At 64.1% G+C, this 23966-nt stretch carries 23 protein-coding genes; 12 read left to right on the forward strand and 11 right to left on the reverse strand.

The features are described 5' to 3' along the window. The first annotated feature begins 55 nt into the window (after positions 1–55). The 3 genes from IPK70_05325 to galE are packed head-to-tail and all read left to right on the forward strand — an operon-like array spanning position 56 to position 3736. Positions 56–1504, forward strand: a complete 1449-nt coding sequence (locus tag IPK70_05325) for a hypothetical protein (GenBank protein MBK8226577.1) — start codon at positions 56–58, stop codon at positions 1502–1504. Then, a complete protein-coding gene (locus IPK70_05330) occupies positions 1501–2706 on the forward strand; it encodes a glycosyltransferase (GenBank protein ID MBK8226578.1) in 1206 nt (401 codons plus the stop codon). The genes IPK70_05325 and IPK70_05330 overlap by 4 nt, the downstream gene beginning before the upstream one ends. After that, positions 2696–3736 (forward strand): UDP-glucose 4-epimerase GalE, encoded by a 1041-nt coding sequence (gene galE, locus IPK70_05335; protein ID MBK8226579.1) that lies wholly within the window; start codon positions 2696–2698, stop codon positions 3734–3736. Before IPK70_05330 ends, galE begins: the two co-directional genes overlap by 11 nt. Positions 3737–3742: 6 nt before the next feature. Here the strand turns inward: galE and IPK70_05340 are convergent, their stop codons facing one another. From IPK70_05340 to IPK70_05370, 7 genes are all read right to left on the reverse strand, one after another. Then, a complete protein-coding gene (locus IPK70_05340; GenBank protein ID MBK8226580.1) occupies positions 3743–4609 on the reverse strand; it encodes a glycosyltransferase in 867 nt (288 codons plus the stop codon). Beyond that, positions 4606–5745 (reverse strand): glycosyltransferase family 4 protein, encoded by a 1140-nt coding sequence (locus IPK70_05345; protein ID MBK8226581.1) that lies wholly within the window; start codon positions 5743–5745, stop codon positions 4606–4608. Before IPK70_05345 ends, IPK70_05340 begins: the two co-directional genes overlap by 4 nt. Next, positions 5742–6788, reverse strand: a complete 1047-nt coding sequence (locus IPK70_05350; protein ID MBK8226582.1) for an acyltransferase — start codon at positions 6786–6788, stop codon at positions 5742–5744. The genes IPK70_05345 and IPK70_05350 overlap by 4 nt, the downstream gene beginning before the upstream one ends. Before the next feature lie 142 nt (positions 6789–6930). Continuing rightward, a complete protein-coding gene (locus tag IPK70_05355; protein ID MBK8226583.1) occupies positions 6931–8277 on the reverse strand; it encodes a polysaccharide biosynthesis C-terminal domain-containing protein in 1347 nt (448 codons plus the stop codon). A 31-nt stretch (positions 8278–8308) separates the two neighbouring features. Further along, positions 8309–8980 carry a hypothetical protein gene (locus IPK70_05360; GenBank protein MBK8226584.1) on the reverse strand — a complete coding sequence of 224 codons (672 nt, stop codon included), beginning with the start codon at positions 8978–8980 and terminating at the stop codon, positions 8309–8311. Further along, a complete protein-coding gene (locus IPK70_05365) occupies positions 8977–10530 on the reverse strand; it encodes a hypothetical protein (protein ID MBK8226585.1) in 1554 nt (517 codons plus the stop codon). The genes IPK70_05360 and IPK70_05365 overlap by 4 nt, the downstream gene beginning before the upstream one ends. A gap of 76 nt (positions 10531–10606) precedes the next feature. Further along, the gene (locus IPK70_05370; protein MBK8226586.1) at positions 10607–11491 is read right to left on the reverse strand and encodes an FkbM family methyltransferase; all 885 of its coding nucleotides are present in this window, start codon (positions 11489–11491) and stop codon (positions 10607–10609) included. An 89-nt stretch (positions 11492–11580) separates the two neighbouring features. Here IPK70_05370 and IPK70_05375 point away from each other — a divergent pair, with 89 nt between their 5' ends. Beyond that, a complete protein-coding gene (locus tag IPK70_05375) occupies positions 11581–12408 on the forward strand; it encodes a class I SAM-dependent methyltransferase (GenBank protein ID MBK8226587.1) in 828 nt (275 codons plus the stop codon). On the opposite strand, the gene IPK70_05380 is transcribed toward IPK70_05375, so the two are convergent. Further along, positions 12366–13892: a hypothetical protein gene (locus tag IPK70_05380; GenBank protein ID MBK8226588.1), complete on the reverse strand. Its 1527-nt coding sequence runs from the start codon at positions 13890–13892 to the stop codon at positions 12366–12368. The two genes, IPK70_05375 and IPK70_05380, sit on opposite strands and share 43 nt — an antisense overlap. 122 nt (positions 13893–14014) lie before the next feature. Here IPK70_05380 and IPK70_05385 point away from each other — a divergent pair, with 122 nt between their 5' ends. From IPK70_05385 to rdgB, 5 genes are read left to right on the forward strand one after another with little or no spacing between them, the layout of a single operon-like run. Further along, positions 14015–15136 (forward strand): DegT/DnrJ/EryC1/StrS family aminotransferase, encoded by a 1122-nt coding sequence (locus IPK70_05385; GenBank protein MBK8226589.1) that lies wholly within the window; start codon positions 14015–14017, stop codon positions 15134–15136. Further along, a complete protein-coding gene (locus IPK70_05390) occupies positions 15133–15555 on the forward strand; it encodes an FdtA/QdtA family cupin domain-containing protein (protein MBK8226590.1) in 423 nt (140 codons plus the stop codon). Before IPK70_05385 ends, IPK70_05390 begins: the two co-directional genes overlap by 4 nt. Beyond that, on the forward strand, positions 15552–16289 hold the full coding sequence (locus tag IPK70_05395) for a class I SAM-dependent methyltransferase (GenBank protein MBK8226591.1): 738 nt from the start codon (positions 15552–15554) through the stop codon (positions 16287–16289). The genes IPK70_05390 and IPK70_05395 overlap by 4 nt, the downstream gene beginning before the upstream one ends. Continuing rightward, a complete protein-coding gene (locus tag IPK70_05400; GenBank protein ID MBK8226592.1) occupies positions 16286–17221 on the forward strand; it encodes a glycosyltransferase family 2 protein in 936 nt (311 codons plus the stop codon). The genes IPK70_05395 and IPK70_05400 overlap by 4 nt, the downstream gene beginning before the upstream one ends. Positions 17222–17256: 35 nt before the next feature. After that, positions 17257–17841: an RdgB/HAM1 family non-canonical purine NTP pyrophosphatase gene (gene rdgB / locus IPK70_05405; protein MBK8226593.1), complete on the forward strand. Its 585-nt coding sequence runs from the start codon at positions 17257–17259 to the stop codon at positions 17839–17841. Here rdgB and IPK70_05410 read toward each other — a convergent pair. Further along, entirely contained in the window at positions 17826–18812 is a 987-nt protein-coding gene (locus tag IPK70_05410) for an ATP-grasp domain-containing protein (protein MBK8226594.1), read from the reverse strand. The genes rdgB and IPK70_05410 overlap by 16 nt on opposite strands. A gap of 119 nt (positions 18813–18931) precedes the next feature. On the opposite strand from IPK70_05410, the gene IPK70_05415 reads away from it, so the two are divergent. Beyond that, positions 18932–19549, forward strand: coding sequence for a hypothetical protein (locus IPK70_05415; GenBank protein ID MBK8226595.1), 618 nt, complete (start codon positions 18932–18934; stop codon positions 19547–19549). Between the two features lie 15 nt (positions 19550–19564). Here IPK70_05415 and ftcD read toward each other — a convergent pair whose 3' ends face one another. Continuing rightward, positions 19565–21226 (reverse strand): glutamate formimidoyltransferase, encoded by a 1662-nt coding sequence (gene ftcD, locus IPK70_05420; protein MBK8226596.1) that lies wholly within the window; start codon positions 21224–21226, stop codon positions 19565–19567. Between the two features lie 316 nt (positions 21227–21542). Between ftcD and IPK70_05425 the strand changes: the two genes are divergently transcribed. After that, positions 21543–22091, forward strand: coding sequence for a 1-acyl-sn-glycerol-3-phosphate acyltransferase (locus IPK70_05425; GenBank protein MBK8226597.1), 549 nt, complete (start codon positions 21543–21545; stop codon positions 22089–22091). Positions 22092–22118: 27 nt separating this feature from the next. Next, positions 22119–22643 carry a hypothetical protein gene (locus IPK70_05430; GenBank protein ID MBK8226598.1) on the forward strand — a complete coding sequence of 175 codons (525 nt, stop codon included), beginning with the start codon at positions 22119–22121 and terminating at the stop codon, positions 22641–22643. A gap of 13 nt (positions 22644–22656) precedes the next feature. On the opposite strand, the gene IPK70_05435 is transcribed toward IPK70_05430, so the two are convergent. Further along, positions 22657–23661 (reverse strand): NAD(P)-dependent oxidoreductase, encoded by a 1005-nt coding sequence (locus IPK70_05435; GenBank protein MBK8226599.1) that lies wholly within the window; start codon positions 23659–23661, stop codon positions 22657–22659. Positions 23662–23966: the final 305 nt, after the last annotated feature.

Raw genomic sequence — 23966 nt, forward strand, 5'->3', positions numbered from 1 at the left:
TGCGCATGACCGCTCGTCCGCAGAACCGACCTTCGCGGCTGCTCCGCGAATCGCCATGACACCGCTCGTCTATGTCTTCTACCACGGCGACGTTTCGATCGAGCCTTGGGAATGGCTGCTCTCCTTCCTGCTGGTAGGCGGATTGTACGTGGTCCTCGCGCGGCGCCGCAACAGGCTCATCAAGGCCGCGCCGGAATTCAAGTACTACCTGTCGGGCTTCCTGGCCAAGGTGCTCGGCGGCATGGCCTTCAGCCTGATCTACTTCTATTACTACCCGGGCGGCGATACCACGGCCTACTACTACTCGGCGCTGGCCATGCGCAACCTCGCGTTCAGCGACACCTTGGAGTACTTCAACCAGATGATGGGAGACAATTCCATGCGCGCCTGGTCAGCATACACGGTGAACACGGCGAAGCCGTTCCAGTACGTGTTCTTCGAGGATCGCACGTTCGCTGTGCTGCGGCTCACGAGCATCATCGTGATCTTCTCCTTCAAGAGCTACCTGGTCACGACGGTGCTCACCGCCGTGCTCTCCTACCTTGGCGTGTGGGCGGGCTACCGCACCTTCGTCAGCTACTTCCCAGGCATCTCCGGGAGCCTGGCCATCGGCTTCCTCTTCATGCCATCCGCGGTTTTCTGGGGCTCATCCATCCTCAAGGATACCTACACGTTCAGCGTGGTCTGCCTCTGGGCGCATGCGGTGGATGAGATCTTCTTCAAGCGGCGCAACTACATCTCGCGTTCGGCCCTGCTGGTGCTCAGCGCCTTCATCATGGTGCTGATCAAGCCGTACATCTTCATGGTGCTGCTCCCCTGCACCTTGGCGTGGATCTCCTACTTCCGCGTGGTGCGCATCCGCAGCACGCTGGTGAAGTTCGTGGTGCTTCCGTTGGCCACGACCGTGGCGGTGGGAGGGTCCTTGTTCATCCTGAACCGGCTGAGCGGCGCACTCGACAAGTTCGCTCTCGGATCGGCCTTGGAGACGATCGAGGCCACGCACCGCGACCTTTCCGATGAGAAGCAGTACGGGACGAACCGCTTCGAGCTGGGCCGCTTCGATGGAACCTGGCAGGGCTTGGTCGGCAAGTTCCCGGTTGCCACGAATGCCGCGCTCTTCAGGCCCTACTTGTGGGAGTCGCGCAGCGTGGTGATGCTGCTCGCCGGATTGGAGAACGCCATGATCCTGCTCCTGACGATCTGGTGCCTGGTGCGGGCCGGACCGTTCTTCACCATCCGTGTTGTCACAGGGATCCCTCTCGTGCTCATGGCGCTCACCTTCGCGCTGCTCTTCGCCTTCGTCGTGGGCGTCACCACGCCGAATTTCGGGGCCTTGGTGCGATTCAAGATCCCGCTGGTTCCGTTCTATATGAGCAGCATATTCATCGTGCTCCACCTGGCGCGGATCCGGCGCGAGACACGCAGGCGGAACATGGGCTTCGTGCTCTCGGCATTCCGCATGGGCACGGGAGCGAAAGCACCGCCGCCGAAGAGTCCGAAATGAAGCCCGCCCAGCGCATACTGGTGCTCACCTATTGGGGCTACGATGAGGCGCTCGTGCAGGCCTACACGATGCCGTATGTGCGGCTGATGCTCGAAGCGGCCCCGGCGGGAAGCACGGTGCATCTGGTCACACTGGAGAAAGGCGCTGGCGTCCTGCGGCCGCGCTCAACGGATCCATCGGTCGTGCATCATCCCTTCCGGTACGCCCGTTTCGGTGTCGGTGGCGCGCTGATGGCCGCGCGGGTGCTGCTGCGGCTGCTTCGCGTGATCCGGCGTGAGCGGATCACATGCCTGCATGCGTGGTGCACCCCGGCCGGGGCGTTAGGTTGGGTATTGTCAGTGCTCGCGGGCAGGCCGCTGGTCATTGACAGCTTCGAGCCGCATGCGGAGGCCATGGTGGAGAACGGCACGTGGCCGCCAGGCGGCATCGCCCATCGACTGTTGTTCGCCCTGGAACGCTTGCAGAGCCGCCGGGCAAGCCGATTGATCGCCTGCGCCGAAGGCATGAAGGACTATGCGCACCGGAAATACGGGGTGCTGCTCGGTCAACGCATGGATGTGAAGCCGGCTTGCGTTGACCTCGACCGATTCGATTGGCGCAGCGTGAAGCGCCCTGACCTTCTGCGCCAATGGGGGCTTGAGGACAAGGTGGTGGCCGTGTACGCCGGGAAATTCGGTGGCATCTACCTGGAGCAGGAGGTCTTCGATCTGCTGCGTGCAGCGCGCGATCACTGGGGTGGCCGGCTGCGCGTGCTGCTGCTCACGCCGCATCGGCGCGAGGAACTGGAGCCGATGATGCGCAACGCCAGCCTGGATCCAGGGATCTTCATCATCCATGCCGTGCCGCATGCGGAAGTGGCTGATTGGATGGGCCTCGCCGATTTCGCCCTCACGCCCGTGAAGCCGGTGCCCACCAAGGCGCTCTGCACGCCGATCAAGGATGGCGAGTACTGGGCGCTCGGCCTTCCGGTGATCATCACACCCGGCATCTCCGACGATTCCGCGATCATCGAGCGCCATGGCATCGGCGCGGTGCTCGATGGATTGAACGCGGAAGCCTACCGCCGCGCGGTGAACAGGATCGATGCGCTGCTGACCTCAGGGTCTCGCCGTGCGCTCTACGATCGGATCCGGCCGGTGGCGGAGCGCTACCGTAGTTTTGGCATCGCTCGCACCATTTACCAGCGGATCTATGGAGGATAGCACGATCATCGTCACGGGGGGCGCGGGCTACATCGGCTCGCACACCATCATCGAGCTCATGGAGCGCACGCCGTTCACGGTGCTCTCCTTGGACAATCACGCGAACTCGAGCCCGCGCACGTATGGCCGCATCGAAGCGGTCACGGGGCGCCGCGTGCGCTCCATCCAGGTTGATCTATGCGATCGCGACGCCACCTTGCGCGCCTTCAATGAAGCAGGCCAGGTGAAGGGGGTCATCCATTTCGCTGCGTTCAAGTCGGTGCCGGAATCCGTGCGAGAGCCGGGGCTCTACTACCGGAACAACATCATCTCCTTGCTCAACGTGCTCGAGGCTGTTGGCGCCCATCGTGTGCCGCACTTCATCTTCTCGTCCTCCTGCTCCGTGTATGGCAATCTCGCGGAGCTCCCTGTCCGCGAGGATTCGCCTTTGGGCCAGCCTGAGTCGCCTTACGCGCATACCAAGCAGGTGGGCGAGCGCATCGTTCAGGCCCATGCCGAAGTGATGCCGGGCTTGAACGCGATTTCCCTCCGCTACTTCAACCCGGTGGGGGCGCACCGCTCGGGCCTCCTTGGAGAGGACCCGATCAATCCGCCCACGAACCTGGTGCCCGTGATCATGCGCGTGGCTGTGGGTCGCATGCCCGAAGTGGTGGTTCATGGCGGTGATTACGACACGCGCGACGGTTCGTGCATCCGCGACTACGTGCATGTATCTGACATCGCAACCGCCCACGTGAAGGCGCTGGAGCATTCCATGCGCGGGCCCATGGCCCCGAACCATGCCATCTTCAACCTGGGCACCGGGCAGGGCGTGAGCGTGCTGGAAGCGATCACGGCGTTCGAGTCAGTGGCGCACCAGCGCCTCAACTACCGCATGGGCCCCCGGCGCGCCGGCGATGTCGCCGCGATCTACACGGATACGCGCCGCACGGAGCAGGCCTTGGGATGGAAGGCCGAGCACAGCCTGAACGAGATGATGTCCACGGCTTGGGCGTGGGAGCAGCGCTTGCTCCAAGAGGCCAATGGCTGACCGCACTCAACGGCCGATCAGCTTGTTGATCACCAGGCCCGGTCGGGTCAACGCAGCTCGCGCGATCCACGGCAGCGCTTTCAGCGGCCGTCGCGCATTGCGCCACCAGCTCCCGCCAATGGCCCAATAGCAGCGCGCCATGACATCGCGCGCGAAGCCCTCATCGGCGAGCAGTCCGCGCTCCTTCGCTTTGCGCAGCATCAGCAGGTGGTCGCGCTCGAACAGGGCGATGTTGTGGCTCATGCTGCCGCCTATCACGCGGTAGCGGAACAAGGGCTCCGGTACGCGCACGCCCTTGAACCGGGAAGCCAGGCCCAGCACCATGTCCTTGTCCGCTTCGTTCGATAGGGCGGTATCGAAGCGCAATCCGTCGGCGAAGCAATGCGCGCGCGCGAGCAGGTTGCTTCCTGCACCGGGCACGGCGTGTCCTTCTCCAAGGAGGACGATCCGCGCATGGTCGCTGTCCGAGCCCCGTTCGGGGTCCCCGACAGGCCGCAATGCGGCATCGCAGGTCCACATGTCGCTGAACGCCCAATCCGCTCCGGTGCGCGCGAGGGCCTCCATCTTCAATTCCACCGCACGCGGCTCCATCGCGTCGTCCGCATCGAGGAACGCGATGGCGTAGCCGCGCGCTGCATCGATGCCCTTGTTCCGTGCGCTGCTCACCCCGCCGTTCGGCTTATCGATCACATGCACGCGGGGATCGTTGATGCTGCGCGCGACCTGGGCGGTGGCATCCTTCGATCCGTCGTTCACGACCACCACCTCCACGTTAACCCACGATTGCGCCAGCACGGAGCGGATGGCTTCCGCGATGTACCGTTCGGCGTTGTACGCCGGCATCACCACGCTCACCAATGGCTGCTGGCTCATCGTCGTGCGAGCGCGTTGCGGTAAACGGCCATCGTTCCCTCCCACATGGTTTCGAAAGCGTACATGCGCCGCGCGGTGGAGCGGCCGGCCTCTCCGATGGCGCGGCGGTCAGCGGCGAGCAGGCGCTCCATCGCCTCGGCGAGCGCTTCACCGCTGCGCTCTGCGGTGAGCATGCCGTTCACCCCGTCGGTGATGGCATCGTGCGCTGCACCGGTATCCGTGCTCACCACCGGCACGCCATTCATCATGGCTTCGGCGTAAACCAGGCCGAAGGGCTCGAGCACGGCCGCATGCAGGTACGCATCGAGAACTCCATAGAACGATGGCATCAGGCTGCGCTCGATGCGGCCGGTGAGCACCACATGGTCCTGGAGGCCCGCTTCCTCGATCCAGCGGCGCACCTCCGGCTCCTGATCGCCTTGGCCGCAGAGCAGGAAGCGCGCGCGCGGGTGTCGTTGGATGATGATCCGCGCAGCGTCCACGATGTGGCGATAGCCCTTCCATGGGATGAAGCGCGCAACGGTGCCGATCACGGGTGAATGCCCTGATATGCCGAAGCGCGCCCGCAGAGCGGCCATGGCCGACGGGTCCTGCGCGGTGTGCGGGCCGGGCGGGATGCCGTTGTGGACCATGGTGATCTTGGCGGCCGGCAAGCGTTCATGGTCGATCAAGTGCTGGCGAGCCTCATTCGAAACAGTGATGATGTCCGTGGCCATCCGCGCATTCCAGCGATCGACCCAGAGCCAGCGCCGTGCATGCATCCAGTGGAAGCCGGTGTCCTGCCGGGTGATCACGCGGATGGGCACGCCGGCCGCGCGCGCAGCGATCAGGCCGGGCACGCTATCGTCGAACAGGTTGCAATGCACGATCTGCGGGCGGTGCTTGCTGATGTGCCGATAGAGCGATGGCAACGCCCGGAGCAGGCCGCTCTTGCGATGGCGGTCATCGTACGGGATCCATTCGCACGCGAAGCCGAATCGCTGCATCTCATCGATCATCGCGGGCCGTTCGCGATGCATGTTAACGAAGGAGTAGCGCACGTTGCCCTCGCGCGCCGCGCGTTCGGCGAACCAGCTCAGGTAAGGCACCGTGGCGTTGTTCGCGAAGGTGTGCAGGACGTGCAACGGCTTGCTCATCGGCGTGAACCGTTGGATGCAGGAGTTCCCCTTCCCGTTGTCGGGCCCGGCCCGGCGTTGATCCTGATCCGCTTCAATCGCTCCAACCATGGGCGCTCGGCCACGCGGTAGAGGAGGTGGGCGGCGAGGAGCGCGATGCCGGTGTACACGAAGAGAAGCAGCACCTTGCCCCATGCCAGCTCATGCAGGCCTGTCACCCGCTTCAGGGCGCTCTCGCAGAAATAGCCGACGGGCACGTGCATCAGGTAGAGGCAATAGCTGATGGCCCCGAGCCAATCAGTGAAGCGCGATCCCAAGCCCGGCCTCCAGAGCAGCAGTCCCGTGGTAGCGATCGATAGCCCGACCGGGGCCCATTCATCCCTTAGCAGCAAGGCCGCCACCGTTGCGACGGAAACAGCGACGAAGGCGCGGGCGCCGATGCTGCCTTGGCGATGAAGGAAGGCCGCAACCCCAAGGATGAAATACCCGGAGTGCAGGATGAAGCCCTCGTTCACCACCAGGCTCAGGCCCAGCAGGGCGACCAGGATCGCGGCATTCAATGCGGCAAGCCTGGCCTGCAGCAGCATCGGCAGCGTCAACGCGATGGCGAAGTAGAACTGGAGCTCGACGGCAAGGGTCCAGAAAACGAAGTTGAACCAGCTGCTGCCGAGGAGCTGCGGATGGAAGAGCAGGTTGCCGATGACCGAAGCGGCATCGATCCCGGGCCAATCGTGCGATTGAACAGGGCGGCCAAGCAGGATCTTGGACAGCAGGTGATAGGCGATCATCAGCAAGGCCGAGAAGTACGCAAGCGGGGCGATGCGGAGGTACCGCTTCCACATGAACGGGCCCAATGCTCCCCAACCGTAGCCGCCGCGCACCATGCTGTAAGGGATCACGAAGCCGGATAGCACGAAGAACACCTCTACGCCGTATTCGCCGAAGGACAGCAGGCCTTCCAGCGGATGCGGCGCAAGCGTAGGGAGCACGACCCCTCCGTAATGGAACAGCACCACGGCCAATGCTGCAAGCCCGCGCACCGCATCGATGGTGCGCAGGGCCATTCGCGGCTTCGGTTCGATGCGGTCAATCATCAAGGCAATCCGAATCAGCGGCGGCGATGGTGCGTGGCTCCGGCGGCTTCAAGGCGAAGACGAAGGCTGTGCTGGTCGGGATGCCATGCCGGTTCCAGGTTGGGCGAGGTGCTCACGGTCGAAGGCTGCTTGGGTCTTCCGCTGCATGCAGTTTCCCGCCGATCAGCGCGCGAATATCGGAGGCTCGGACGATGAAGAGGTCGCCTATAGGGATGCCCATGCGCCAGCGGATGGCATGCAGCACGATGGCCAGCACCAAGGCATACGCCAAGGTGCTGGCGATGGCGGCCCCGGCGATCCCCATCCGCGGGATCAGCGCGAAATCGAGGCCGACGGTGCAGCACGCGCCGATCACCGCCGCGATGAGGTTGATGCGCTGCATCCCGCCCTGCACCACCAGTTGCGCGAGCAGCTTGAAGGCGCAGTTGAGGACGATTCCGGGAAGCAGCAGCCGCAAGGGCAGCACCGATCCCGCGAACACCTCGCCGAAGAGCAGCGTCACCACCAAGGGTGCAAGCACCGCCAGGATCAGCGCCAAGGCCAGCACGGTGGTGAAGTTGATGCGCGCCACCGCCTTGAAGCGCGCCAGCATCCCCGGATCGTGCGCGCCGAAGAGGTAGGGCTGCACCACACGGGAGAAGGGCTCAGGCACATGGAAGAGCAATTGAGCCAGGCCCACGCCCACAGCGTAGAGCCCAAGGCTGGCCGTGCCGTGATAGTGGTTCACCACCCAGGTGTCGAACCGGTAGTTGACCATGTTCACCAAGGTGCTCAAGTAGCCCACCATGCTGAAGGCGAGGATGGGGCGGATCACGCTCCAGTTCCAGGCCGGCACCGGTTTCAGGCCGATGTGCATGGCGTAAAGCACGCACGATAGCCCGGTGATCACCGCTTGGCCGGCGATGGTGACGATCAGCACGGCCGCCAGCATATGGTCCGGGTGGATCCGGTCGCGCACGATGAACAGCGCGGCGAAGCCAAGGGCGCTCGCCGTGGCCCCGATGATGCTCGAGATGTTCAGCTCACGGAAGCGCTTCTGGCTCAGCAGCATCGATAGGCAGGCCGTATTGAGCAAGGAAAGCATGATGCTCAGGTACACGAAGCCCCAATAGAGCCAGTGATCGGCGCGCATCGGCATCAGCACGTCGCTTGCGGCAGGCACCGCGCGCACCGCCGCCAGCAGCACCGGTGCGAGCACCAGGTTCGCCAGGAGCAGTGCCATGGCCGTGCCCACCACATCGCGCGCATTGCCGCTCTTTGCCGCGAAGTAGCTGATGCCGTACCCGATGTTGAGCGAGAGCAGCAGGGCGAACAAGGCCGCCTGGTTGGTGACCAGCGCATACTCGCCGCGGCCCTGGTCGCCGAGCAGCCGGGTCATGAGCATGCTCGCTGCGAAGTACAACAGCAAGGTGGGCACTTGCGTGAGCGAGGTGAAGAAGATGCTCCGCTTCAGGCTCATCTTGCGCGTTCAGCTGGCAATGCTGGGCGTGTCATAGGGTGAAGGGCAACCGGTCCAGGAGGTGATCATAGAGCAGTTCACGGGCATGTGCAAGACGCTGCTCTCGGAATGAGGCCGGCTCTCCGTGCAGGCGCCATTCACGGAACCTCTCCAAGGCGTCAGCGTGCGAGTCGGTCATCGTGATCAGCTCCGGTTGGCCCTCGTACTCCGATAGCCAGCTGCAGAAGAAGGGCTTGCCTTGCGCGAGGAATTGCACCACTTTCTGGCTCGAGATGCGATTGGCATCGAGGTCGGGCTTCATATAGAGGAAGCCGAAGCCGCAATGGGCGATCAGGCTCCGCAATTCAGCATAGGGAACCTGTCCCGTGAAGGTCACGTTCGGCAAGGGGTCCCGCTCAATCAGGCCTAGCGCATGGGGGTCGCTCACGCGGATCGGCCCAACCACCAGCCAGTGGATATCGGGGTGCGCCTCCATCAGCTTCCGCCACAATTCGAAATCATGCCTGTCATTCACATTGCCGATGTACAGTCCGTAGCCTTCTCCGTATGCCGTAGGGGTGAGGGGCGGTGCCATGTCCTCCGCCGATAGGCCATGAGGTACATGGTGCACCGATGCATTCAGCGCGGTGAATCGCGGCATGAGGTGCTTGGCGATGCACAGCACATGCTGCACGTTCGCTGCCAGCGTGCTCTCTTCATTCACGCCAAGGCGGTGGTCATCGGCGCAGTGGTAAACGGTGGCGATGGGATCAGGCGTTGCGGCGCCACCAAGCGGCTCGGGTCGAAGGTCCAGATCACCGGGCGATACCGGCCCGTGCGCTGCAGGAACCGGCGAAGGCGCCATTGCACGATGGCATCGTTCATCCCGCGCAAGCGCCCGCCAAGGAACGGCAGCGGATTGAAATAGGAGAGGACGGCGATGCCTTGCGGCGTGCTGCGCTCAGAGATCCGCCAGCGAAGCAGATTGATCGGCATCCAGCGCTTCGCCGGATCCAGGAAGAGCACCACGCGGCGGTCGGCCAGCGCCAATGCCGTGCGGTGCTTGCTGTACATGGGCCCTTCCCAGGCCTCGTTGGAGATGATCATGACCGGGTGCCCTGCTGGGATCCGCGGCTTGGCTGATGCTCCTTGCTCGGGCACCGGCGCTCCGCCGTCAAGCTCAGCCAGGATCCGATCCGCGAGCCGCGCGTACTCCACCGAATCCAGGTACTGGTCAACAGCGGCGGAATCGACGATGCGCTTGCCTTCAAGCACTTCATCGACCAGGCGCAGGAACTCGGCGGGGTCATCGGCCTTGAAGAAGCCTTTCTCTTCAAGCGCAGGCACATAGCTGTTGTTGGTGGAGACCACCGGCCGATGCTGTGCCAGATAGGTGAGCACTTTCAGCGGAGTCCGTCCGGCTTGCACGGGCTCGGCCAAGCGCGGCTCGAATTCGTAAGTGAGCAGGCACACCGCAGCGGCGCGCACCAGGTCGCGCAGCGCATCGGGGTGCAGCACATCGAGGTGATGGACATTGGGCAGCGCGAACAGCGAATCGCTGAGCGTTTGCGCGTGCTTGGGCAGGGGGAAGCGCTTGCCCGCCACGAGCAAGGGCATCTCGGGCCTGGTGCGCGCCAGCTGCAGCAGCAAGGGATAGTTCACCGATCCGCTCATGCCGCTGGCCAGCAGGGCGAAGCGGCCCCAGCGCGAGCGGTGCGCCTGCACCGCGGATTCATCGAACACGCGGTGCTCCGGCTGAACGCCGTGCGGGATCTCGATGCAGTGCGCGTTCAATCGGCCGTAGAAGCGGCGGTACCAAGGATTGATGGCCACCGTGAGGTCCGCTGCGCGGGCCACCGCCAGGTTGTTGGGCCTATCGATGTACGGGTCCACGACATGGTAGATGAGCTTGCTGCCGTTCCGCATCCGGTTAAGGTGGGTGGCCAGCGAGGCCGGGTAGAAGGACCAGAGCACCCATGGCGCATCGGGCAGGACCTGTTGGACCTTGCGTGCGCTGGAGGCGACGATGCGATCGCTCAGCCACCGGCTCAGGAATCGGAGCGGCAGGTTGTTGCGGTATTCCACCACGTGCACGCCTTCGGGCACACGGCTCACCTTGGCGCGGTAGGAGAACAGGTCTGTCCACCGCCAGCGGTCGGGGAGGCCCACGAAGTACACATCGTGCTCACGCGCCAACCGAGCGGCATAGTGGTGCTTGGAGTACCACATGTCGCCCCAAGGCTCCATGCTGAAGATGACGATGCAACGGCGCATGCTGGGCTCAGGCCCAGATGCTGCTGCGCAGAATCGGGTCCGGGCGAATGTAAACCGATGGCCCCTGAGCGGCGGGTCACAGCCCGATGCTCGCGGCCACCTCAGGTCGGCAGATCAGGAAGTTGTAGTGGGCGCTGCGGCTCAAGCGCTCGGTGCGCAGCGGTGGCCAGGCCTGATCGTCGATGTTGTAATAGGCATAGCCCAGGCCATCCACCAGCTCGGCTACTTGCTGGGCCACCGTGTCGTTGAGCAACTCGATCAGCATAGTCGGCTTGTCGCGGCGGATCAGGTCCACGAAGCCGCGGAGCACCGTGGGTTCGTAGGTCTCCACGTCGATCTTCACCAGATCCACCGTTGGCTGCTTCAGTTCAGACAGCACATCCATCACGGTGAGGCAGGGCACGTCGATCGGGGTCAGGTTCGGATCCTGCTTGTTCCACTCCGGATCAAGTGAGACGGAGAGCACATGGTCGGCCCAGCCCTGATCGTAGAGCACCGCGCTGCCCTTATGGTCGCTAGCGGCTGCGCGCAGGGCGGTGATCCCGCCGCCGTTGAGCGCGATGTTGTCCTCGAGCCGCACGAACACCCGGGGCACGGGCTCCAGGGCCGCGATCACCGCCTTGGGCGCCACGGCCTTCGCTACGAGCGCGTAAACACCGGTATTGGCACCGATGTCCAGGATCACCTGGGATTGGCGGCATAAGCGCGTCCACAGCTCCAAAGAAGTCTTCTCCCAGCCGGAGAGGCCCCGCCAGAAGAGCTCATTCTCGATCAGATGGCCGTGGTGCCTGATCCGGAAAGAGGCCTTGGCATCGACCTTCACCGTGATGATGCCCTTGAAGTGCAAGTGCCGGTAAACCGGCTCAGGCACAGGCACCACCGCTCGCAGGGCGGTGAACAGAGGCTGCTTGAAGGGCAGCGCAGCATACAGGCGTTTGGCGAATCCCTTCAGGGCGCTCATCGCGATCGGTCGTCTGAAGCAAAGAACGGACTTGGCGCGGGTCTCGCAACCTGTGATTCCCATTAGGCTCTACACTTGCAGCACCTGGCATGGAACCACGCTTCAATCGCAACAGGATCATCGTGGCTGTGGGCGCACCGTTCGCGGTGGCAGCTATTGGGGTGCTGGCGCACGCCGCCTGGGGCACCGTTGGCCTCGTCGCGCCCATGGCGTTGGCCACGGCCTTCGTCGTGCTGTTGCTGATCGACCTCCGGCACCACCGCATGCAGGTGTTCAACAAGCAATACGCCGAAGGCCGTAGCGCCTTCCACCAGATCGAAGCCATCATGGGCCTCAATGCGCTGTTGCGGCCGGAGCTGCCCTTGCCCGCTACCCGTTCGTGGGCAGCGGCACCTGACCTGTTGCGCGAAGTGGCTACGCATTGCCTCACGCGGAACGTGCGCTTGGCGGTGGAGGCCGGCAGTGGCGTCTCAACGCTGGTGATGGCCTATTGCTTCAAGCGCAAGGGGCTAGGACGCGTGATCGCGCTGGAGCACGATGCCAAGTACGCCGAACGCAGCCGGCAACTGCTCTCTGATCACGGCCTCAGCGATTTCGCCACCGTGGTGCACGCGCCCTTGGTGAAGCAGATGATCGATGGCCGTGAATGGCACTGGTACGACCTTTCCCGTCTCGCGTTGGATGCGCCGATCGATCTCCTGCTGGTTGATGGTCCGCCGGATACCACGCAGCCCCTGGCACGCTGGCCGGCGATGCCCCTGCTGAAGGCGCACCTGGCCGGAGGGGCCACCGTGATCCTCGATGACGGCGACCGGGATGATGAGCGCGAGACCGCGCGCCGCTGGAAAGCCGCGAATCCGGCCGCCACGCTCGATCACTTGCCGCTGGAGGGGGGCACTTGGGTGCTGCGGCTCTGATCCGGCTTCGCCGTGCCGGCACCGCGCAGCGCGCGCATCCGTAAAAAGGCCTCCAGCACCAGGCAGGCAGATAGCATCAGCACGAAAGGGAATTGCAGCGCGAGGTAACGCCATTCGCACATGCGGAGGCCGATCGGGAAGATGAGCGTGAGATAGAGCGCCGTTGATGGGATCAGCACACGGAGCAGCGTCCGCTCCTTGCGCCATTGCCATGCGAGCACCGGCAGGGCAAGCCAGAAAAGGCCGTACACGGTGATGAAGAGGGCCGTTTGCAGGATTTTGAAGAGCTTCAGCCCGAGCGGAAGCTCTGCGAAGGGCTGTAGGATCATCGATTCGGTGCCATGCTGCCCCATGAGGTTCCTGAACATGCGCAGGCGGCTCATCACATGATATTGGAAAGGAGCCTTTTCGCGGTACAGCGCGGCGAAGCGATCGAACCGCGCGTTCACTTCTTCAACGGCCCGAAGCGAATCCTCAGGCGTGAGCGCACCGCTCTCGATTACGCGCACGCGTTCACCGAACCAGATCAGGCTATCGCGGTCGTACCCTTCTACATACGCATAGGGCGGAGGTTCCTTGGCATCACGGCCCTCATTGTCCAGCGCGGCCCCTCCTTTCCATATGCCGAACCATCGGATGTCTGCGCTCGGATTCCACCAGATGTAGTCGCCGCCATAGCACTGAATGAATTGCATGGCATGGCCGCGGACCTCCCGCATGAAGTAGTCGGGCTGATAGCCTTGGTTGGTGAGCGGGCGGAAGCGGTGGTTGACCTGCCAATTGCGGATAGTCCATACGGAATCGAGAACCAGGAACGGCAAAAGCACCAGCACTGCCATGCTCCACCGGCGCCGGTCATCCCAATACCGCCAGGTGACATAGGCGGCAGGGACCAGCAGCAGCAAGCTGATCGGGCGCAGGAAGATGAGCCAGGCGATCATGAGGCCCGCCAGCAGCAGCAGGTCCTTGCGCTTCTCGGCCACCGCACGGTGCAGCAGCCAGGCATGCAGGATCATGGCCGAGGTGGACAGGCTGTCTGAAGAGATGACCGAATCGAACCACGCGCTGTATGCGCTCACCAGGAATACGGCATAGACCACCAAGCCTGCCAGGTGACGTCCGGTAAGTCGCCATGCCAGCAGGGCGAGGATGTAGGTCGTGATCCCGGAGAGCAGCCACTGCATGGCCACCATCGCTTGCCGGCTGGCCGTTGGGTCAAGGAACTGCCGGAACAGGAAATAAGGCGCGCCCACACCGGGCATGCGGTAATCGTCCTTGTAGGCGCCATGCTCGATCAGGTGGTCGATCGGGTCGAGGTAGAGCGATGCATCCCCCGATTCAACGAAGAGCCAGCCTGCGTGGTCATTGGGTGCCAGTTGGCTCATCGAGAGCACCAGGTACATGGCTCGTGCCGCCAAGGCGATCAGGATGAACGCAAGGGGCCGCCGTTGGAGCAGATCGGTGCTCTTGGACCAGGACAGCATCGGCAATGGCGGGTGCGGAAGGAAGGGGAGGCAAGGTTAGCTCAAAAGGCCATGTCGTGCCATTAGACGAAGCGGGGCGCCTGCCGCTGCTAGATTCGCCGCCACCGACCCCGGCCGCAGGAATGCCTTCGTCCCCCTTGCTCACGAGCGATCCGCGCGCTGCCTATCTGGCGCTCCGCCCCGAGATTGATGCGGCCATCCGCGAAGTGCTCGAAGGCCCCGCCTACATCCTTGGGGAGGCCGTGTCGCGTTTCGAATCCGGTTTCGCCGCATACAATGGAGCCCGCTTCGGCATCGGCGTGAACAATGGCACCGACGCTTTGCATCTCGCGATTCGCGCTCTGGGCCTAGGCGCTGGCGATGAGGTGATCACCGTTTCGCATACTGCGGTGGCCACCGTCGCGGCGATTGATATGTCCGGTGCCACGCCCGTGCTCGCCGATGTGGACCCGCGCACGCGCACCATCGACCCGAAGGCCGTTGAAGCGCTCATCACGCCGCGCACCCAGGCCATCATCGCCGTCCACCTTTACGGCCACCCTGCAGACCTGGGCGCGCTGCAGTCGATCTGCGCGGAGCATGGCCTCCGATTGATCGAGGACTGCGCGCAAGCGCATGCTGCCGAATGGAAGGGCAGGAAGGTCGGCACCTTCGGGCACGCTGCCGCCTTCAGTTTCTATCCCACCAAGAACCTCGGCGCCATCGGTGATGCTGGCATGGTGCTCACGGACGATGAGCAGGTTGCCGACCGCCTCCGGCTCTTGCGCCAGTATGGTTGGCGCGCGCCTCAGCACAGCGAGCTGCGTGGTTGGAACAGCCGGCTCGATCCGCTCCAGGCCGCCATCCTCAGCGTGAAGCTCATGCACCTCGATGCGTGCGCATTACGGCGCAGGCAGCTCGCGCAACGGTACCTCATCCAGCTCGCGGACCAGCCGCTTATCCTGCCCATGGTGAGCGATGGCTGCGCGCATGCCTATCATCTGTTCGTGGTGGAAGCGGCTGATCAAGCCATGCGCGATTCATTGCGCGCGCATCTTCTTCGCGCGGGCATCCATGCCGGCGTCCATTACCCGGAGCCGGTCCACGCGCAGCCCGCTTACCTCGGCGTCTCGCGTGGCCCGATGCCGGTGAGCGAGCGCCTTGCACGCACCGTGCTCTCCTTGCCGCTCTATCCGGAAATGACCGATGCTGATGCTGACCGTGTGGCGAGCTCCGTCCACGATTTCTTTGCTGCGCGCTCATGACCGAAGCCACCATCGATGACCTGCGCGTGCTGCGCTTCGGCTGCTTCACCAGCGCTGAAGGCACGCTCACCGTATTCCCGGACACAGGCGGATCTGGCCTCGACATGCCCATCCGCCGCGTGTTCTCTGTGAGCGGCGTGCCCGCAGGCGGGGTGCGCGGCAATCATGCCCACCGCTGGTGCACGCAAGCCGTGGTGTGCCTTCATGGCAGCGTGTCCATCGCGTTGGACGATGCGGAGCGCAGCACGACGATGAAGCTCGATGCGCCGGGAAGCGGGATCAGCATCCCTCCGGGCATCTGGAACAAGCTCACCTTCGAGGGCCCCGATACGGTGGTGATCGTGTTCTGCGACAAGCCCTATGACGAAGCCGATTATTTGCGCGACCGTGCCGAGTTCGAAGCCCTGAAGCGGTCATGAGCATGACCGATGCGGAAGTGGCACGCATGGATGAGCTCGAGGGCTCGCTCTGGTGGTACCGTGGGCTGCGCGCACTGATCACCTGGGCGTTGAACAGCCACGCCCCCAAGGCCGTTGACATCCTTGATGCAGGATGCGGAACGGGCGGCATGCTCAAGGCCATCGGTGATGCCCGGCGCGGGGCGCGCCTGCACGGCATCGACCTTTCAGAAGCCTCTTGTGCTTTCACGCGCCGCAAGACCGGTGCGCAAGTCGTGCAAGGCTCCATCGACGCATTGCCTTTCGCCGAAGCCTCCTGCGATGCGCTGGTGAGCCTCGATGTGCTCGGCTATCCCATGGACCGCGAGGCCGCTTTGCGGGGCTTCCATAGGGTGCTCCGTCCGGGAGGAATCCTGGTGCTCAACCTGGCCGCTTACCAGTGGATGCTGAGCTACCATGATGTGGCGGTGGGGCAGGTGAAGCGCTTCAACCGGAGCGAGGCCAGCGCCATGCTCCGTGAGGCGGGCTTTGAGGTGCTGCGCACCACCTACTGGAACACCCTGCTATTCCCGTTGATGGCCCTTCGGCGCAAGCTGTGGCCATCGCCCGAAGCCAGCGACGTCGCTCCCTTCCATCCGATCGTGGATAAGGCCTTCGGGGGATGCTTGGCACTGGAGCGTCGGCTCATTTCCTTCGGGGCGGCGCTGCCCTTCGGTGGTTCTGTGCTCTTGGTGGCCCGGCGCCCGCACCCATGATCTCCCTCTCCATCGTCATCCCCGTTTACAACGGGGCCACCAGCATCGAGCGCTTGGTGCATGAGCTCGCCGGCCTCCGCATCGATGGCGGGGTCGAAGTGGTGCTGGTGAATGATTGCAGCCCCGATCAGAGCTGGGAGGCGATCCGGCGCCTTTGCCTGGAAGCGCCCATGCCCATCATCGCCATCGACCTGGCGCGGAATTTCGGCGAGCACAACGCCGTGATGGCAGGCTATGCCGCCGCGAACGGACAGTACATCATCAACATCGACGACGATTTCCAGAACCCGCCCTCGGAGGTGAAGCGCCTATTCGAGCACCATTTGCTCCATGCCGAGCTCGATGTGGTGTACACGTATTACGAGCGCAAGCAGCATTCGCTCTTCCGCAACCTGGGCAGCCGCTTCAACGATGCCGTGGCCAACGTTCTGCTCGACAAGCCCAAGGACCTCTACCTGTCGAGCTTCCGCTGCATCAACCGCTTCCTGCGCGACCGCGTGCTGGAATACGGTGGACCTTACCCGTACATCGATGGGATCATCCTGGAGAACACCCAGCGCATCGGCCAGCTCAAGGTGCTGCACGCCCCCCGCGCTGAAGGGAGCAGCGGCTACACGCTGCGAAAGCTCGTGCGGCTCTGGTTGATCATGTTCATCAACTTCTCGGTGATGCCGCTTCGGGTGAGCAGCGTGATCGGCATCGTGGTGAGCCTGGTTGGATTCATCATGGCCATCACCGCCTTCATCGAGAGCCTGCTCACCGATACGCCCCAGGGCTGGGCCTCCATCATGGCCGCCGTCGTGGTCTTCTCCGGCATCCAACTGCTCATGCTGGGCCTCATCGGTGAATACCTCGGGCGCCTCTTCCTTATGCACAAAGGCAAGCCCATGTACACCGTTCGCGAGAAGCGTGAGGCCGCTCCCGGTGCTTGAGCCTCGGTTCAGCGGAGACCCATGGACGACCTGTCATGAAGCTGGTACTCTGCACCGGGAATGCTGGCAAGGTGGACGAGCTCAGGCTGCTGTTGCCGAAGGGCATCGACGTGATCTCCTTGACGGATGCCGACCTTCCCCTCGACCTTCCCGAGACAGGCGATACGCTGGAGGCGAACGCGCTGCAAAAGGCCCGCTTCGCGCACGAACGCACGGGCCTTCCCTGTCTCGCCGATGATACCGGCCTTGAAGTGATGGCTCTGGATGGCGCGCCCGGCGTGCTTTCCGCGCGCTATGCCGGGCCTTCGAAGGATCCCGTGGCCAACATGCGCAAGCTGCTTGATGAATTGCGCGGAGCTGCGGATCGATCGGCCCGGTTCCGAACGGTGATCGCTTTCGTGGCGACTAATCAGGAGCGCAGTTTCGAGGGCGTGGTCCATGGGACGATCATCGAAGCGCCGCGCGGCGCGGGTGGCTTCGGATACGATCCCATCTTCAAGCCGGAGCAGCACGCGCGCACCTTCGCTGAGATGGATATTCAGGAGAAGAACGCGTTGAGCCACCGCGCCCGGGCCATGCGCGCGGCGACGGATTTCCTCCGCACTCAGCCTTTGCGCTGAAGCATCTGCTCCACCAGGCCGTTCACCGCAGCCGCCACTCCGATGCCTGATACCTCGAGCATCTTCGGGAAGATGCTGGCTCCGCTGAAGCCCGGCGTGGCGTTCACTTCGATGGTCACCAGGCGATCGCCGGTCCAGATGTGGTCCACGCGCACCATGCCACGGCACTCGAGCAGCGTGTAGATCGCGGCTGAACGCTCCTGCACCAAGCGCGTCACATCTTCAGGCAGCGGCGCGGGCACCAGCTCCTGCGTGTCGCTCGCGTGGTACTTGGCGTCGTAGTCGAAGAACTCCTTCGAATGCACGATCTCGCATACGGGCAGCGCGCGAGCCGATCCGCCCAGGTCGATCACGCCGCAGGTGAGCTCGCGGCCGGTGACTCCCGCCTCGGCCATCACCGTGGCGCATTCGGCGAACGCCTTGTCGAGCGCTGCCTGCACATCGGCTGCCGACTTCACTTTGCTGATGCCGAGGCTGCTGCCGCTTCGGTCGGGCTTCACGAAGCAGGGGAACCCGATGCTGGCGACGCGTGCGTGCAGGTCGGGCATGCGCGGCATGAGCAGGGCCGAAGGGGCAACATCGAAGCCGAGCTGCCGCAGGAGCGCGGTTGTTCCGTGCTTGCTCATGGTGAGGGCCATGCACAGCACGCCACCGGTCTGATATGGCACGCCAACCAGGTCCAGGTATCCCTGCAGCAGCCCATCCTCTCCGGGGCTTCCGTGGATCGCGATCATCGCGCCGGCGAAGCGCTCGGGACCATGGCCTCGATCAACGGAGAAGGCACCGCGGTCGAATGCGACCGGGGCTTCCTCGGGCGATTCGCAGCTCCAGCCGGTGCGTGAGATGCTCACGAAGAGCGGGTCGAAGCGCGCACGATCGATGGCGGCCATCATGCGGGCCGCGCTCTGCATGCTGATGACCGATTCACCGGTGTATCCGCCGCGAACCACGGCGATCAGAGGAAGTGGCATGTGCTGGTGTGTGCGCGAAGATGGAACGGGCATGACCCGCCCGGATTGCGGTTACGGGATGATTCGCGCACCTCTGATCGTGGATGGCGTGCGCGATCTTCGCCCGCCCCGCTTTCTCCATGGCCGCTTTCCGCCCGCTCGTCCTGATGATCGCTTGTGCAGCCGCCGCCGCGGTGCACGGCCAGGCCATCGCGCGCAAGCAGCTCTTCACTTCGATCGGCGGGGGTGCTGGGCTGCTCACTATCCACGAGGCGGCCGACAGTGTTTCGGCGAATGCCGTCCTCAGTGGTGCCGTCGCCTTCCGCGTGCAGTACGCGTTCACCAAGCGGTTCTCCTTGGGCGTTCACTACGACCGCATCGGCTCCGACCGCATCGGCAAGGCCATCGACCAGGTCCGCTTCAGCACCTTCGCGATCAGCGGTGCCTACCGGCCGTGGATCGGCGGGCGCGCATTCGTCGAGGTGCACGGCGCGATCGGCACCGCGGCGCTCTCGTTGGAGCTCAATGCGATCTCGCTTCCGGTGGTGGGCCGCAGCGCGTGCAATTCCATCGGCGCGCGATACGTGCATCTGCTGTCCAATACGGTGTGCGGCTTCGTCGGCCTCGAGGCCACGGGCGGGACGCGGATCGCTGTGCAGCGCTATGACGGCATGCCCTTCATGGATGCCGACGGCAGGACCGGCGGACTGGATTGGAGCAGTCAGCGCGCGGTGGTTGGAATCGCGGTGCGGTTCTGAGAACAGCAGTTCTTCCTACACTTTGCTCAAGGTGGTGGCCATCACCTCCGCTTCCAGCGCATCGGCTCGTGCTTTCAGCGCATCGGCCTTCGAGAGCACATCCGCTTTGAACGCGGCATCATCAAGCCCCGCGCAATTGATGCGCACATTGAGATAGCCGCCCAATGCGCCCGCCCGTGCGCACAGCGCGCCCACACCGGCATCGCTCACGCTGGCGGGCAGGCCGTTCGTGGCCATGGCTTTCATCAGCGCCATGCTCTCCACGCACACCTGCATGGTGCGCAACGGCGTATTGATCGCGCCCTTGGTGGCCTCGTCGATCGCGGCCTTGCGCGCGGCCTTCTCCTCGGCGCTCCCTTTCGGCAGGCCCATGGCGGCCATGATGCGGTCGAAGGCGCGCGTGTCCTCATCCACCAGGTAGAGCAGTTCGTTGCGCAGCGCCTCGCCCTTCACGGCCCACTCGCTGAACTCCTGCCATCGATCGTCCCAGCCGCGCTTGTGCGCGCTGAGGTTCGCCACCATGGTGCCCAGCGCAGCGCCGAGCGCGCCCACATAAGCCGCAACGCTGCCGCCGCCGGGCGCCGGGCTCTCGCCTGCGGTCTCCTCGCTGAAGCGTTTCAGGTCCATGCGCACCAGGCGCTCGCTTCCGGCATCCTGCAGCATGTATTCGATCACCTTCTTCTGCGGGTCGAAGGGCGCGAGGTCGTCAAGGCCCAAGGACTTCACGGCGATCTTGATCTTCTCGCGCTCGGCGATGCCCAGGCTGCGCTGCTGGCGCGCGAGGTAGAAGTCGGCGGCATCGAGCAGCGCCTGCTTCGGGATCAGGCCCACGAGCTCGCTGCCGGTCACGCGGATGCCGCGCGCATCGGCGGCCTTGCACGCCTCATCGAAGGCGATGTGCACCGGCGTCACGGTGATGTCGGTGAGGTTGAGCGAGAGCTGGGCGATGCCGTACTCCTCGATGAACCAGCCGATGCCCTTCACGCTCTTCAGCTTGCCGGGCACCTGCGCTTCGCTGCCGTCGGCCTGCTTCACCTTGCGGCCCGCCTCGCGGATATCGAACGCGATGGCGTTGGCGCGGCGCGTGCTGGTGGTGTTGAGGTTCACGTTGTAGGCAACGAGGAAGTTGCGCGCGCCGACGGCGATGGCGCCGCTGCGGGCCACGCTGTCGGTGAACTCGGCCGGGCCGAAGTCGGGCTTCCACGCGGGGTCCTTCAGCTTCTTCGGCAGCCCTTCGTATTCGCCGCTGCGGTTATTGGCCAGGTTGCGGCGCTTCTCTTCGCTCGCGGCGGCTTCATACAGGTAAACCGGGATGCCCAGTTCGTTGCCCACACGCTCGCCCAGTTTCTTCGCGTGCGCCGCGCATTCCGCCATGCTCACGCCGCTGATGGGCACCAAGGGGCATACGTCGGTGGCGCCGAAGCGCGGGTGCTCGCCGCTGTGGTTGCGCATGTCGATCAGCTCTTGCGCCTTCTTCACAAGGCGGAAGGCCGCCTCACATACCGCTTCCGGCTCGCCCACGAAGGTGATCACCGTGCGGTTGGTGGCCTTGCCGGGGTCCACATCGAGCAGGCGCACGCCTTCCACGGTCTCCACCACGGAGGCGATGGCGTCGATCTTGGCGCGGTCGCGGCCTTCGCTGATGTTGGGCACGCATTCGATCAGTCGGCTGGACATGGATGGCTTGGAATTGGGGCGCAAAGATGGGAGGGGGGATGGGAGCTGCTCGTGGCTCAGATTGATATGAATGGGTGCAAGTTCATTTCCACCTTTTCCTTGATGAAAAGGTGGAGCCAAAAATCAACCACGATCCAAGTCCAGGCGGCTCGGCTACCGCACAGGCTCTACGCTCGGGCACGCCGACCGCCTGTCCCGCGCGGATCGTGGACACCCACCGCACGCGGTACCTGAAGGCTCTGCGGTGCTCTGCTCGCCTGTGCATGTCACGCCGGTCGCAGTTGCGCATGCTGAGACACTAGCCATCTTTACCGCCATGCGCCCGGTGTACAAGCTGGTGTTCCTGAAACTGCTCGGGTGGGAGCTGCGCGATGAGCGCCCCGCCCGGCTCGACCGCTTCATCATCGTGGTGGCACCGCACACCAGCAACTGGGATTTCGTGGTTGGCCTGGCCGTGCGCAGCATCGCCCGCCTCACCGATGTGAAGTTCCTCGCCAAGGATTCGCTCTTCGGACCGCTCACCGGCTGGTTCTTCCGCGGGCTCGGCGGCTTCCCGGTGGACCGCAGCAAGCACAACAACATGGTCGATGCCGTGGTGGACCTCTTCAAGCGCGGCGCGATCAAGAAGATCGCCATCACCCCCGAGGGCACGCGCAGCTACCAGCCGCATTGGAAGACCGGTTTCCACCGCATCGCCACCGGCGCCGGCGTGCCCATCATCCTGGCCACCTTCGATTACCCCAACAAGCTCGCGATCATCACCGCCCCCTTCCCGCTCACAAGCGACCCCGAGGCCGACATCGAGCGCATGAAGGATTGGTTCCGTCCGCACAAGGGCAAGAATCCGGAGGATGGCGTGCGCTGATGGCACGATGATCGAAGCGGTCCCCGCATGAAGCCCATCGCCCTCTTCAGCCTGCTGGCCTGCGCAACGGCCGCCCACGGACAGGACCGCTTCCCCACCATGCACGGCGAGCGTGCCGATGGCAGCACCATCGAATTGCCTGGAAGCCCCGATACGCCTTTCATCGTGATCGGCCTCGCCTACGGGCAGAAGGCGCAGCCCGCGCTGGAGGACTGGTACGAGCCCGCCTACCTGCGCTTCGTGGCCAAGCACGGCCTCTTCGCCAACGCCTACCAGACCGAGGTGTACTTCGTGCCGCTCTTCACCGGTGCGAACAAGGCCGCCTATGCCCCCAGCTTGAAGAAGTTCCGCCAGAGCGCCGAGCCCGAAGTGGCCGACCGCGTGGTGTTCGTGAAGGACGACACCGATGAATTGCGCCAGGCGCTCGGCCTGAAGGACAAGGACATCCCGTACTTCTTCGTGGTGGACCGAGAAGGCCGCATCGTGCACCGCGCCAGCGGCGGATTCACTGATGAGAAGTTGGAGGGGATCGAGGAGGTGCTGCTGCGCTGAACTTGAATTGCCCTCATCGCACCTGTCGTGCATCCTTTTTTGGGCCCGCCTTCCACCGCTGGCTATCGTTATCGTACCAGCGCACCATGGCACTTACGCCTTGGGCGATGGAGAAGGGGGCTTCGCCCACGGCGGCGATGGTGCGGTGCATGGGCGTGATGTAATCGCTGGTCATGCTGCGGTAGCGGCCGCTGGTGATGGGAAAGGGGAGGCCGATCGCCTTGAAGGCGTCGCCGGTGATGGCCAAGAGGCGCACCAGCCAGCTCGGTATGTAGCGCACGGGCTTGCCTACCAGCTGCTTCGAGACCTCTTCAACCCATTCCTTCAGGTCAAAGGGCGGATCGCCTACGTAGAGCACTTGCTCGTGCACCTTCTCTGCAGGCGCTTCGAGCATGCGCATGACCTGCCACACCACATTGCCCACATAGCCGTAGGAGCGCACCACGCGCTGCCGGCCGGGATGGAAGTAGAGTCCCTTGCGCATCACCTTGAACATCACGTCGCGGTAGCGAAGGCTCCACGGCCCCCAGATGGTGGTGGGTCGGATGATCACCCATTCGCACGACAGGCCCGCTTCGCGCGTGGCCAATTCCGTGAGCCGCTTCGATTCGCCGTACACCGTGAAGGGCTTGAAGTCGAGGTCGTGCTGGGGCTGGTAGCCTGCCTCGCAAACGAACTGCGTGCTGGTGACGACGATGCGGCGCACCGTGGAACATTGCTTCACCGCCTCGAGCAGCAGGCGCGTGCCCTCATGGTTCTGGCGGTAGGCGTCCACGTCGGTGGGCTCCTCGGTATCGGTTCGGGCGGCAAGGTGAACGACGTGCGTGGGCGCGAAGGCCTGCAGGGCGGCCGCCGTGGCTGGTCCGTCGAGGATGTCCCCTTCGCGCCAATGCTTGGCATGAATCGGGTTCAGCGGCGGATTCCAATCGAGGTTGAGCAAGGTGATGCCCTGCGCGAGGCACTCTTCCACGAGGTTGGTGCCGATGAAGCCCGAGCCACCGGTGATCAGGAGGCGCATATCGCTGGTCATGTTCAAGAGCAAGGCCTCCGGCGATTTCGGCCGGCAACGTGGCCTTGAACGGTGGACGCGCCGCGAAGATGCGTTGGGCGAGGGACAGGCCGGGACCCAAGGTTCGGCCAAGCGGAATACCTGCGCGCCCCTTGCGCGCTATTGCCAGATGACTTTGCCACGGATAGCCCCGGATGAACACGGACCTGAACTCAGTGATTCGTCCACGTCGAAGTACATGCACCCAAGCACCATTCGTAGCCATCCGCATCCATCCGTGTCAATCCGTGCGAATGCGTGGCTCAATCTGGCTA

It is taken from the genome of Flavobacteriales bacterium (genome assembly GCA_016712535.1).
Lineage (GTDB): Bacteria > Bacteroidota > Bacteroidia > Flavobacteriales_F > PHOS-HE28 > PHOS-HE28.